This window comes from Nostoc sp. JL23, assembly GCF_017115065.1.
GTDB classification, from domain to species: Bacteria; Cyanobacteriota; Cyanobacteriia; order Cyanobacteriales; family Nostocaceae; genus Nostoc; species Nostoc punctiforme_A.
This window is the reverse complement of the sequence record NZ_JABXKN010000125.1, coordinates 16,544-29,580: the sequence shown is the minus strand read 5'-3', so window position 1 is coordinate 29,580 and position 13,037 is coordinate 16,544. Positions and strand designations below refer to the sequence as shown.

The window sequence follows — 13,037 nt, the reverse complement described above, 5'->3', positions numbered from 1 at the left end:
GATGTCTACGACGGGCTGTGACGCTCGCGGACTCGCTACCGCTACGCTATCGGTGTCGCATTCATAATGCAAAGGTTGGTCACGATAGCATAGATACAAACATAAAAACTATCTTGTATGTTTCAGCCCCTTGTCACCACCCCTAGTTTACAAGCTGTCACTGAGAGTATAATTTTCCCACCAGGTGATATCTATAGTGACGAACCCCCCTTGGAATCTGACTTACACCGCGAACAAATTGATTTACTCATCCGCCTGATTAAATGGTGGTGGCGCGATCGTCAGGATTTTTATGCTACTGGCAACCTGACAATCTATTTCAGTCCCAATCAGAAAAAGTCAGAAGAATTTCGAGGGCCGGATTTCTTTGTGGTTTTAGATACAGAAAAAAAAGACCGCAAAAGCTGGGTTGTGTGGCAAGAAGATGGCAAATACCCCAATGTGATTATTGAGCTATTATCTAATTCCACTGCCTCAGTTGATAAAGGTTTAAAAAAGCAAATTTACCAGAATACATTTCGCACTCCAGATTACTTTTGGTTTGACCCAAACAACCTAGAATTACAGGGATTTCACATAGTTGATGGGCAATATCAACAACTTGTAGCCACTGAGTCGGGTTGGTTGTGGAGTCAGCAATTAGGGCTGTATTTGGCAGTATATTTGGGCAAATTACGCTTTTTTACACCAGATGGACAGCTGGTGATGTTGCCAGAGGAAGAATCAAACCAACAGTTACAGCAGGTAAACCAACAGTTAGAGCAAACAAATCAACAACTAGAAGAAGAACGTCAACGGGCTGCAATATTGGCAGAACACTTGCGAACCGCAGGTATTGATCCTGAGCAAATATTCTGAAAAATAGAATTTTATCTCTAAACTAGGCATAGAAAAATAGTGCTATGAACCAAACAATATCTGATAAAGTCCGTTGGACAACCTCAGACTTAGAATTACTTGCAACTGACGAATGGAAGCGCTATGAGATTATTGACGGAGAGCTATTTGTGACTAGAGCGCCTCACTGGAAACATCAAGGCACTGCGGGTAATATATGCTTAGAATTACAAATTTGGTCTCGCTCTAGTGGGCTAGGGGAAACCCGTCAAACTCCCGGCATAATTTTTACAGATGCCGATAATGTCATACCCGATCTAGTTTGGATTAGTCATGAGCGTTTAGCACAACTGCTAGATGACGAAGGGCATTTGAGAGGAGCGCCAGAACTCATTGTGGAAGTGCTTTCTCCTGGGACAACTAACGAACGTCGAGATCGAGAAGCCAAGCTAAAACTATACTCATCCACAGGAGTCCAAGAATATTGGATTGCAAATTGGCAATTACAGCAGCTAGAAGTATATCGCCGAGAAGCTGCCCAATTAAAACTGATCGCAACCTTGTTGGCTGATGACGAAATCACATCACCATTGTTACCAGGTTTCGGCGTTCCAGTTCAGCGTTTTTTTGTATAATTCTGGCGTAGGCGTAGCCCGCTGTAGGCATCGCTCATCAAACTCAGCTGCACCAACAAACTAGGCAAAAGGCAGAGCCAGTACGAACCCAAGTTAGAAAGTAAAAAATACTGCCAGATTTCTCAGAACACTCAGTTATAAATGACGTTTTTTTAAACCAAAGTGAGTCTCCCACAGAAATGCACGTTAACCCAGAATATTGCCGGGAGAAGAAGCAAACCCGCAATTGAGTAAGTCGGCGATCAAAATTCAATGCATGTGAAGAAATATAAACTTGAAGTAGGGTGTGTTACGCCGTAGGCTAATGCACCTTGAATTGTTGAGGTTCGTTAGGTGAAAAATTAACAGAACGCTTACAAGCCAAAGGTCTTGAACCGGAGTAAATATTTTCAGTGTAGGATTATACAATAAACAAATAGGCAGATTTTACAACTAGTTAACAACAAAAGGCGATGGAAGTACAACAATTGTTGTGTCCTCACAAGTACTGTAATTAACTCAATTGAAAACTATTCTTACGATCCCCATAAAGTCTTAAAATATTGTTAATTTCAGGCAAACCTCTCGACCTTCAACTTACAAGTATCACCCCAAAATCACTATGGCTATCGGCTACGTCGCGCTTGTACTCCACGCACATCTGCCCTTCGTTCGTCACCCAGAAAGTGACTACGTGCTGGAGGAAGAATGGCTCTATGAAGCCATCACAGAAACCTACATCCCCTTATTGAAAGTATTTGAAGGCTTAAAGCGAGACGGTATCGACTTTAAAATCACGATGAGTATGACACCCCCTTTAGTGTCGATGCTTCGCGATCCTCTGCTTCAAGAACGCTACGAAGCACACTTAGCTCAACTAGAAGAACTTATAGCACTAGAAGCAGAACATAATGTTAACAACGGGCATCTTCGTTATTTAGCCGAACATTACGCGACTGAATTTAGCGAAGCGCGTCAGCTATGGGAACGCTACGGCGGGGACTTGGTGACAGCTTTTAAGAAGTTCCAAGACAGTAACAACCTGGAAATCATCACTTGCGGCGCTACACACGGCTATTTACCGTTGATGAAAATGTATCCGCAAGCAGTGTGGGCGCAAATTCAGGTAGCCTGCGAACATTATGAGCAAACCTTTGGACAAGCACCCAGAGGCATTTGGTTGCCGGAATGTGCCTACTATGAAGGTTTAGACCGGATGCTAGCCGATGCTGGGTTACGCTATTTCCTCACTGATGGACATGGCATTCTTTACGCCCGTCCCCGGCCGCGTTTTGGCACTTATGCGCCAATTTATACAGAAACTGGTGTTGCTGTCTTTGGTCGAGATCATGAATCTTCCCAACAGGTATGGTCTTCTGAGGTGGGCTATCCTGGGGCGGCGGAATATCGAGAATTTTACAAAGATTTGGGCTGGGAAGCAGAATATGAGTACATCAAGCCCTACATTATGCCCAATGGTCAGCGGAAAAATACGGGCATTAAGTATCACAAAATTACGGGTCGTGGCTTAGGTCTATCAGATAAGACGCTCTATGATCCTTATTGGGCTAAAGAAAAGGCAGCAGAACACGCTGATAACTTTATGTATAACCGAGAGCGGCAATCTGAGCATCTCTATGGTATAATGCAACGCCCGCCAATTATCGTTTCGCCTTATGATGCAGAGTTATTTGGACATTGGTGGTATGAAGGCCCTTGGTTCATCGATTACCTATTCCGCAAATCGTGGTATGACCAAAAAACATATCAAATGACCCATTTAGCAGACTATTTGCGAGATCAGCCAACTCAGCAAGTGTGTCGTCCTTCGCAGTCTAGTTGGGGTTTCAAGGGTTTCCACGAATATTGGTTGAATGAAACAAATGCGTGGATTTATCCACATTTGCACAAAGCTGCTGAACGGATGATTGAAATTTCGCACCTAGAACCAGAGGATGAGTTGGGAGAAAAAGCATTGAACCAAGCAGCGCGGGAATTGTTATTAGCACAATCTTCCGACTGGGCATTTATTATGCGGACGGGAACGATGGTACCCTATGCAGTTAGACGGACGCGATCGCACCTAATGCGGTTCAATAAGCTCTATGAAGACGTTAAAGTTGGCAAAATTGATAGTGGTTGGCTGGAAAAAGTCGAGTTAATGGATAATATCTTCCCCGAAATCAACTATCGCGTTTACCGTCCGCTATAGTCTCACAAAAAATAATCAATAGTAGTAAGGTGGGCGTTGCCCACCTTATATTAGTAGTGAGGAGCGTTTATTTTACCAACAACAGAGCAAGCCTTAGCCTGTGTAAGGGTTTGTCAAATGCTATCAAATCTTTACAAAGATATCCGCTTATTTCGATTTGACGACAAAATCGGAGAAGTTTACATTCTATCTGCGGATGAACTGCAAATCATTGTTTATCGCAATGGCGAATGGGAGTTTGTCAATGAACCCGAATTATGAGCAAATGAGTTTTACAGAATTGAGAGCTTATGTCGTAGAAAACCGTGAAGACATTGAAGCTATACGTTTTTTGATGAGCAAACGTGACCCTAATTCTCCAAAGTATCCTATGCCTGTGACAGAAGCAGATATGCAAGCCCAGATGGAAATCATCAGGCGTAAGATTAATGGAGAACTTTGAGATTATTGTCTAATTCAGTAAGCATAAATTAGGGTGGGTAAATCATACTCACCCTATTATTTTATTAACACTATGGGATTTAGCTAAAGGCTTCAAAATTCTATCGCCATGACTGGGAGGCTGAGAAATCACGATAAATTCCAGATTGCAACCGCTGCTTATACCGTTTCACTTAAAAAATGATACACATGGGCAAGCAGAGGAAGCAGAGGAGCAGAGGAAGTGATGTGTATCAATAATTTCGTGAAATGTTATTAGTCCGAGTTCCTGTCCTTCAGCACCCATAAAACGCTACCAGTGCCATCCACCGAGGTTCTACGGAATCAACCGATCTGCGCGTAGTTGCTCGAACAGGTCAAAAAACGACTCGTCCGTTTTCTGGTATATGGAGAAGCCGAGTTTCCGGCTCTTCGACATGTCGGTCATAACCTCAATCGGACGCCCAAGATCAAGATCAGTGTGCCATGCAGACGATAGACGGCTCAGATCCGGCTCGGCGAGGTCATGCTGCTTTGCGATCTCGCGCCAGACAGCACCTTCATTCGCCATTTCGGCTTCGAGCGGGTGGGTTGTGCCGTCGAAGCCGATGGGATCGATGCCGAACCAGTCAGCCAGGCGCCCCCACAACCATATCCAGCGGAAGATGTCGCCATTGACGACGTTAAACGCCTCGTTATGGGCCACTTCGGTCTTCGCCGCCCAGACTAGGTGCTTCGCCAGCACCCGCGCGTCGGTCATGTCAGAGATGCCCTTCCACTGCGCTTCAGAACCTGGCCAACGGAATGGGCGCCCGGTTTCCTTGCAGATCGCGGCATACACGGCCAGTGTCGTGCCGAGGTTCATCAAATTGCCGACCGCCTTTCCAATGACAGTGTGAGGGCGATGAATGCTCCAGGTGAAACCGTCACGGGCGGCGGCGGCATAGACCTCATCTTCCTGAGCATAATAAAAATTTTCGACGTCGAGCCGGGGATGCTCCTCGCGCAATGGAGTTTCTGGCAGCGATCCGCCCCTGGCGTATGCATCGAATGGCCCAAGATAGTGCTTGAGTCCGGTGACGAGGGCGACGTGCTGCACTGAGTCCTTCGGTGACAGAACATCCAGTATATTGCGAACCATCGTGCCGTTGACCCTGATGTTCTCGGCCTCGGTCGCATTACGCATCCACGTCGTGATGAAGATGTGCGTCGGGGCGATGTCTGACAGCGCAGTTTTCAGGCTAGCTAGATCGAGCAGATCGGCAGCAACAGGGCGTAACCCTTCCACCCCTTTTTTAAGATTTCGGGCCAATCCATAGGTCGTCCATCCATTCGCGATCAGTTCTCTCGTAAGATTGCTGCCAATGATGCCGCTCGCGCCTACAACTAAGGCTGTTCCATCCATGTCGTTTCTCCAGTACGGAAATTTTCTATAGCAATCCTAAGAGGATGTTTGAAAAGTTCTATTGGCGGTATCAAAAGTTTTAGATCCCCCTAAATCCCCCAATAAATTGGGGGACTTTGATTCCGGTTCCCCCCTTAAAAAGGGGGGTTAGGGGGGATCTAAAAGTGCCTAAAGTCACAGCAAAACACTTTTCAAACAACCTCTAAGCCCCAAATTTCTAGGCTTAGTATAAATAACATATAAAAAAGACAGGCAAAATGCCTGTCCTATAAGTAATGATTTAGCAAAGAATTTAGAAATTCATCTCAGCAGCTTGGACTTTTTCAACCTGCTTCTTCTTCAGCACGAGCATAACTTGGGCTAACATTACAAGAGCGATGAACGCAATCATCCATTTAACTCTAGAAGCGTCTTGAAGTACGATTTCTCCATCTGCTTGACCGAACCCACCGACGTTAGGGTTGCTGGTCAAAGCATCACCAGTCTTAACTGCTTGCCCTTCGGAAACAAGCAGGTCTGGCCCTAAAGGAATCGTATCAACAACAACATCACCCGATTCAGGTTGGATGTTGACTAGATATTTGACGTTACCATCTCCATCTTCCTCTTTGGCAATCTTGGTAATTGTGCCAGTAGCGGAAGCGTTGTAAACAGCGTTATTGCTCTTTTCGCCTGTGGGATAAACTTGTCCGCGTCCCCGATTACCACCTACGTGAACTGAATATTTACCGAAGTGGATGTTTTTGTCGGTTGCGGGGTTGGGAGAAAGAACTGGGAAGACGATTTCCTGATACTGTTCGCCAGGTAAAGGGCCGACGATGACGACGTTATCTTTGTCTTCGCTGTAGGGTTGGTAGAATGTGTCGCCAACTTCTTCTTTAAGTTCTTCGGAAAGACGGTCTTCAGGAGCAATCTTAAAGCCTTCAGGTAGCATCAGTACTGCACCGACGTTCAAGCCAACCTTAGAACCATCAGCACCAACTTGCTGGGCACTTAGATCGTAGGGGATTTTCACCACAGCTTTGAATACAGTGTCAGGTAGCACTGATTGGGGAACTTCCACTTCTGTAACCTTGGCGGCTAGGTGACAGTTGGCACAAACAATTCGCCCTGTTGGTTCGCGGGGGGTTTCGGGATAGGTTTGCTGTGCCCAAAAGGGATAGGCGGCAGCTGATTGGGGAAGGGCTAGATCGCTGGTGAAGTAAAATGTCACAGTAGCGATCGCTATGAGCAATGTTTTTACAATCGCTCTAGCACTGCGAGTTAACCTCGCTGTTAGGAAAACATTTCTCATCTCTATAAGGGCGACAATTGAATTAGTCATTAGTCATCGGTCATTAGTCATTAGTCATTCAGCCCTGAACAAAGGACAAATGACTAAGGACAAAATTATTAACCCCACCAAGGTGCATCACCTGTGCGGAAGTCGGTTTCAGTCCAAGGAGTTAAAACGATTTTGTCGTCGTTGACGCTGGTATGGGCTAAAGCCAGAGACAGAGGTGCTGGGCCCCGAACAACTTTACCAGTTTCGTCATACTGGGAACCATGACAAGGACACTTGAATTTGTTCTCAGCAACGTTCCAGGGGACGACACAACCTAAGTGAGTGCAGATGGCGTTAATGCCATAATCTTTGATCGCCTCTTTGCTGTCTACCACAATATAGGTAGGATCTCCCTTTAGTCCTTGGACTAGGTTGCGATCGCCTGCATTCCGGTTTTCGAGAAATTTAGTGACGCTAACATCGTTACCTAGCTCATCTTTTGCCGTTACACCGCCACCTGCGCCACCTGCTGCTGGTGGAATAAAGTACTTGACAACGGGATACAATGCACCCAGAGCTACTCCAGTGACAGTCCCAAAAGTGAGCAGATTCATGAACTGACGACGCCCCATATCGGGCACGTCTGCTGATTCAGAAAATTGAGCCATAATCTACGCGCTCTTTGTGTATTTTGTTAAGCATTTTGACAAAAGTACTAGTACTTGAGCAACTCTTGTCTAAGTCGAAATGCTAGCGCTCACAACGATGCCATAATTCTTTGTTCCAAGATATATTTAGCATCTTTTCTGTTAGCATTACATTTCTTTATATCCTTATCATACTGGAGTCACGGAACTTAACATCATAACTAAATGTAAAATCTGATTGAGAAAAGCTATGACAGGACAGGAATTACGTCAGATATTGCTTGATAAGTGGGGATATTCTTATGATGTCCAGTTCCGGCGGGCACAGGGAAAGATATTTTTGCAAGTAATGTGGAAATATCTGGAGCAAGCTTCTTTTCCCTTGAGCGAGGCGGAGTACCAAGAGCATCTCGATAGCATTGCTAATTATCTTCATGCCTTGGGTGGCTCAACACAGGTACAAACATTTATTGCCCAGACACGCGATCGCCCCCGACTCGGCAAAGCTGTTAGCATTCCTCTAGATTTAGGCGAACGCTCTTCGGAATGGATATTATAACTAGATTATTTCTTCCTTTTCCCTTTCTCTCTGGTAATAGCTAATTAAACTAATTCCAGGCAATTCTCCTTGTCTGAACTTTTAACTTATATTCACAACTTTTTGATTTCCAAAACCGCTTACCTCAGCTATGCAATCACCAAATCCGATCTCGCTCTCTTCACTCATTCCTATACTTACGGCTTTAGAAGTGTGTAGTGATGAATCGGTGTATGCTCCCGGTTATATTCAGCCACATGGAATATTGCTGATGCTGCAAGAGCCACAGCTAATAATCTTGCAGATTAGTGAAAATGTGGAACAGTTTTTTGGGATTTCGGCAGAAGCATTGCTCGGTCAACCCTTACAACGGTTGTTTTCTGGCGCTCAAGTGCAGCGACTTGTTGGCTATTTAGCCGAAGATAACCTGGAGCTTTGCAATCCGTTTGAGCTAAAAACGCGGCGGGTTGCCCAGACTAATTGGCAACGGAAAAATCAGACATTTAGAGGTGTGATGCACCGAATGCTAGATGGGTTGATCCTGGAACTAGAACCTGTGCGATCGCTCAAAAGCACCAATTTAATCCCGTCATATCACCGCCTGCAAGCCGTGATCGCCAATTTCCGTAATGCCACTAGCCTTAAGAATCTGGCTCAAACCCTTGCCAGAGAGGTGAAAGCAATGACTGGGTTTGATCGAGTTATGATCTACCGCTTTCAGGCAGACGACAGTGGTGTGGTGATTGCGGAGGAGAAACAGAGCCATCTAGAAAACTACTTGGGACTGCACTATTTGGGGATAGACATTCCCGCGCCAGCCCGCAAGTTGTTTTGCCGCAAATGGGTGCGATTGATTCCCGATATCAATTACATCCCTGTCTTCCTGATTCCCACTAACCATCCTCTGATGGATACACCCCTTGATTTGAGTAATTCTGTGTTACGAGGAGTGTCTCATTTTCACATTGAATATCTACAGAATATGGGGGTTGCTGGGTCGATGACGATTTCATTGATCAACGACAAAGGACTTTGGGGATTAATTGCCTGTCACCACTACAGCCCTAAACTAGTGGATTATGAAACTCGCAAAGCCTGTGAATTTTTAGGACAGTTTGCCTCGATTGAACTGGTGCATCAGCAAGAACGAGAATTGGATGTTTACCGAACGCAGGTGAAAGCAATTCAGGATGCATTGCAACAGACGTTATTGCAGGAGTCCAATTTGATTGAGCAAGTATTGATCCGAAATACTTCTCAATTGCTGGATCTAGTTCATGCTCAAGGAGCCGCGATTTTACTTGACGGTCATCTGACATTAGTTGGTCAAACGCCATCGGCTACCCAGGTGCAGGAACTGGTGACGTGGTTGGTGCAACACAATCAGGAACGAGTGTTTGCTACCGATTCCTTCTCACGTTTATATCCAGATGCGAAAGCATTTAAAGATCAAGCTAGCGGCATCTTGGCAATTTCAATTTTATTCAATCATGTCAAACAAAAGTCTTACCACATTATCTGGTTTCGACCGGAGCAAATTCAGACGGTGAATTGGGCGGGCAACCCCCAGGATGCGTTAACAATCAATGAAATTGGAGAAATGCAATTGTGCCCCCGAAAGTCGTTTGAAATGTGGAAGGAAACTGTACGCGAAACTTCCTTGCCTTGGGAGATTGCGGAAGTGGAAGCCGCTACAGAGATGCGAAATACGCTGATGTTGGCAGTGCTGGAGTTTTCCCAGATAGCTCTAGAACAAGCCGCAGAACAAGCCGCGATCGCCAGCCGCGCCAAAAGCCAGTTCCTCGCTAAAATGAGCCACGAACTGCGGACTCCCCTCAATGCCATTTTGGGATTTACTCAGTTAATGAACCGCAGCGAAAAGATTCCATCTGAGTTTCAAGAGGATTTAGGCATCATCAGCCTCAGTGGAAAACACTTACTAACTCTGATCAACGATGTGCTGGAAATGTCCAAAATTGAAGCGGATCAGTTACAGTTAACAGAAAACTCTTTCGATTTGCATCAGCTAATCCACTCGATCAGAGATATGGTTGTTCTGAAAGCTTTAGAGAAAGGAATTGATCTGATAACAGAACAGCATCCCAGCGTTCCTCGCTATGTGTATGGTGACGAATCAAAACTGCTCCAAATTCTGCTCAACCTATTAAGCAATGCGATCAAATTTACGACAACAGGCAGTGTCACCCTGCGATTCCGAGCTTTTACCGGGAGAGTGGGTAACGTCTACTCCCTTGATTCAATTTCTCCCAATGATTCCAAAATAATTATCACCCTTCATCTGGAAGTTGAAGACACTGGATGTGGTATCGCTCAGTCCGATATCGAGACTGTGTTTGAAGCCTTCACGCAAACAGAACCAGGTCGCCATATTCAAGGTACAGGCTTAGGCTTATCGATTAGCCGTCAGTTTGCCCGTTTAATGGGTGGTGATATTACAGCGCGAAGCACCCTGAATCAGAAGTCAACGTTCATTTGTGATGTTTTACTGAGTCTGGTAAGCTCAGTGGATATCATCGCCCCGGAAACGACTCGCACTGTTATTGGTCTGGAACCGGGACAGCCCACTTATCGGATTCTGGTGGCGGAAGACTTGAGAGAAAATCGTCTGTTGCTCGTCAAGCTATTGGAATTAGTTGGGTTCGAGGTCTGTGCAGTTGAGAATGGAAATGAGGCGATCGCTCTTTGGTCAGAATGGCACCCCCACCTGGTTTTGATGGACATTCAAATGCCCGTGATGGATGGCTACGAAACTACCCGGCAAATTCGAGGGAGGGAGGCAGGTAAAGATGTCGTGATTATTGCGGTGACAGCCTATGCCTTTGAAGAAGATTACACCGCCAGCATTCAAGCAGGCTGCAACGACCACATCACCAAACCATTTATAGAAGCTATCCTATTTGATAAGATTGCACACTATTTGGGAGTCCGCTACTGCTACAAAGAAGAAGCTTTACCGGCGTTAGACCAGCAAACCTTACTTCACAAATCCCTAACCGCCAAAGATTTACAGGTAATGTCGCCAGAGTGGATTATTTTGGCAAATCAAGCAGCTCTGGATCTCAACGATGCCAAACTCTATAATCTCATCGCCCAAATCCCCAACCAGGAGCAAGTTCTTGCCAATGCTCTGAAATATCTGGTGGAGAACTTCCAGTTGGAAGCGATCGCAAATCTAACCCAAACTCCGGGAAGCGATAAAGGAATGTAAAAGAAGCGTTAATTTAGAATCATCCTAATTTCTCATTTCAGGATAGTAAAACTATGAATTATCCATTTCCCGGAATGAATCTTTATTTAGAAAATACTGTGTTTTGGTCAGAAGTAAATCATCGATTGATTACAGCTATAGCAGATAATATTGAGCAAAATATTCCTCCACAGTATCGAGTTGCAATTGAACAACGTACTTATTTAAGTGATGACTCCGATTCTGTATTAGTTGCTACACCTGATGTTTCTGTTTTTTCTCAACGAAAATTACCGCAGCAATACTCATCAACTACTACCCAAACAGAAACGTCAGAAGGCATAACGGTGATGATCCCGTTACCTGAGCATATTACGGAAAATTACTTAGAAATTCGAGAAGTTTCTACAGGTTTTGTGGTGACATCTATCGAAATTTTATTGCCTAAAAATAAACGCCCAGGCGAAGACAGAAAAGCATATCAACTGAAACGCAAACAAGTTTTAGCTAGTCTTTCTCACTTAGTCGAAATTGATTTACTCAGAACTGGAAAACCCATGTCAATTTTAGGGAAAATTCCTGTAACAAATTATCAAATTATTGTTAGCAGAAGTGAAACACGTCCTCAAGCTAAATTATACGGATTTAGCATCAGAGAAACGATTCCCATATTTCCATTACCTTTACAGTCAGAAGATACAGAAACGATTGTAGATTTGCAATCTTTATTGTATGGCATATACAATCGTGGCAGATATTACTTAGCAATTGATTGTAATCAAGAACCAGTACCACCTCTAAAATCGGAAGATGCTGTATGGTCTGATATCCTTTTACGCAAACAAGGGTTAAGAAATAATTAGTTTTTACTATTCCCCATTCCCCTATGGCTAATTTACTCAAATCCGCTTCGGAAACGAATATCCTCATCGTGGACGATACCCCTGACAGTCTACGATTGTTAACCAAAATATTTGAGTCGCAGGGTTATATCACCCGTAAATCCCTAAACGGGAGAATGGCATTACAAGCTGCTTATCGACATCCACCGGATCTGATTCTGCTTGACATCAATATGCCGGAAATGAATGGGTATGAGGTTTGTCAACAGTTGAAAGCATCAAAAACAACAGATCAAATTCCGATTATTTTTATTAGTGGCTTTGACCAAATCAATGATAAAGTGCACGCATTTGAACTAGGTGGACAAGACTATATCACCAAGCCCTTTGAAGAACTTGAAGTGCTAATGCGAGTCAAAAATCAGCTACTCATCAAACAGCAACGCCAACAACTTCTTGAACAAAATCAACATCTAGAGGATGAAATTCAGGAACGCCTGAAGGCTGAAGCAGAGGTAAGGCAGCTATCCCTAACTGATGAGTTGACAGGACTACATAATCGACGTGGTTTCTTTTGGCTGGCAAATCATCAATTCAAAATTGCCCGACGCACACAAATATTTTGCTGTCTTTTGTTTGTTGATTTAGATGGTTTAAAGCAGATTAATGATTCTCTAGGGCATGAAATAGGAGACAGAATAATCATTGACACAGCCCAATTACTAAAGAAAACCTTCCGTGAATCAGATATTGTTGCCCGTATAGGAGGAGATGAGTTTGTAGTATTTGTTTCTACCTGCTCCCCAGAGAATACAGATGAATTTCGTCCCCGATTGCAAGTAAATATTGATCGCTTTAATAAAGAGCATAATTACTCATATCAACTATCTATAAGTATTGGTGCCACCCAATGTGCTTTAAATGAAAACGTTTCACTAGAACAATTGCTAGAAGAGGCTGACAAGCTAATGTATGAACATAAACGTGCTAAACGTCTCGTAACTTAATAAAACATAAATATTGGCATCAGTTGCCAGAATTCAGAATTGA

General features: G+C 44.2%; 12 protein-coding genes. 9 read left to right on the top strand and 3 right to left on the bottom strand.

What is annotated here, in order from left to right:
• Nucleotides 1–117 precede the first annotated feature (117 nt).
• The 5 genes from HWQ42_RS25275 to HWQ42_RS25255 all read left to right on the top strand — a co-directional run bounded on the left by HWQ42_RS25275 (nt 118) and on the right by HWQ42_RS25255 (nt 4,105).
• Nucleotides 118–858, top strand: coding sequence for a Uma2 family endonuclease (locus HWQ42_RS25275; RefSeq protein ID WP_292730175.1), 741 nt, complete (start codon nt 118–120; stop codon nt 856–858).
• Between the two features lie 44 nt (nt 859–902).
• Nucleotides 903–1,472: a Uma2 family endonuclease gene (locus HWQ42_RS25270; protein ID WP_292733945.1), complete on the top strand. Its 570-nt coding sequence runs from the start codon at nt 903–905 to the stop codon at nt 1,470–1,472.
• A gap of 601 nt (nt 1,473–2,073) precedes the next feature.
• Nucleotides 2,074–3,663, top strand: coding sequence for a glycoside hydrolase family 57 protein (locus HWQ42_RS25265; protein WP_292816983.1), 1,590 nt, complete (start codon nt 2,074–2,076; stop codon nt 3,661–3,663).
• A 117-nt stretch (nt 3,664–3,780) separates the two neighbouring features.
• Nucleotides 3,781–3,924, top strand: a complete 144-nt coding sequence (locus HWQ42_RS25260; protein WP_292697847.1) for a hypothetical protein — start codon at nt 3,781–3,783, stop codon at nt 3,922–3,924.
• On the top strand, nt 3,908–4,105 hold the full coding sequence (locus HWQ42_RS25255) for a hypothetical protein (protein WP_292816982.1): 198 nt from the start codon (nt 3,908–3,910) through the stop codon (nt 4,103–4,105). Before HWQ42_RS25260 ends, HWQ42_RS25255 begins: the two co-directional genes overlap by 17 nt.
• Before the next feature lie 315 nt (nt 4,106–4,420).
• Here HWQ42_RS25255 and HWQ42_RS25250 read toward each other — a convergent pair whose 3' ends face one another.
• The 3 genes from HWQ42_RS25250 to petC form a co-directional block, all read right to left on the bottom strand.
• Nucleotides 4,421–5,488 (bottom strand): SDR family oxidoreductase, encoded by a 1,068-nt coding sequence (locus HWQ42_RS25250; RefSeq protein WP_292816981.1) that lies wholly within the window; start codon nt 5,486–5,488, stop codon nt 4,421–4,423.
• A 292-nt stretch (nt 5,489–5,780) separates the two neighbouring features.
• A complete protein-coding gene (gene petA / locus HWQ42_RS25245) occupies nt 5,781–6,782 on the bottom strand; it encodes a cytochrome f (RefSeq protein WP_292817010.1) in 1,002 nt (333 codons plus the stop codon).
• Nucleotides 6,783–6,880: 98 nt separating this feature from the next.
• Nucleotides 6,881–7,420 (bottom strand): cytochrome b6-f complex iron-sulfur subunit, encoded by a 540-nt coding sequence (gene petC, locus HWQ42_RS25240; RefSeq protein WP_292816980.1) that lies wholly within the window; start codon nt 7,418–7,420, stop codon nt 6,881–6,883.
• A 229-nt stretch (nt 7,421–7,649) separates the two neighbouring features.
• Here petC and HWQ42_RS25235 point away from each other — a divergent pair, with 229 nt between their 5' ends.
• The 4 genes from HWQ42_RS25235 to HWQ42_RS25220 all read left to right on the top strand — a co-directional run bounded on the left by HWQ42_RS25235 (nt 7,650) and on the right by HWQ42_RS25220 (nt 12,994).
• A complete protein-coding gene (locus HWQ42_RS25235) occupies nt 7,650–7,958 on the top strand; it encodes a DUF3067 family protein (protein WP_179063611.1) in 309 nt (102 codons plus the stop codon).
• 130 nt (nt 7,959–8,088) lie between these two features.
• The gene (locus HWQ42_RS25230) at nt 8,089–11,166 is read left to right on the top strand and encodes a response regulator (RefSeq protein ID WP_292816979.1); all 3,078 of its coding nucleotides are present in this window, start codon (nt 8,089–8,091) and stop codon (nt 11,164–11,166) included.
• Between the two features lie 53 nt (nt 11,167–11,219).
• Nucleotides 11,220–12,008 carry a DUF4058 family protein gene (locus tag HWQ42_RS25225; protein ID WP_292816978.1) on the top strand — a complete coding sequence of 263 codons (789 nt, stop codon included), beginning with the start codon at nt 11,220–11,222 and terminating at the stop codon, nt 12,006–12,008.
• Nucleotides 12,009–12,031: 23 nt separating this feature from the next.
• Nucleotides 12,032–12,994, top strand: a complete 963-nt coding sequence (locus tag HWQ42_RS25220) for a diguanylate cyclase (RefSeq protein WP_292816977.1) — start codon at nt 12,032–12,034, stop codon at nt 12,992–12,994.
• Nucleotides 12,995–13,037: the final 43 nt, after the last annotated feature.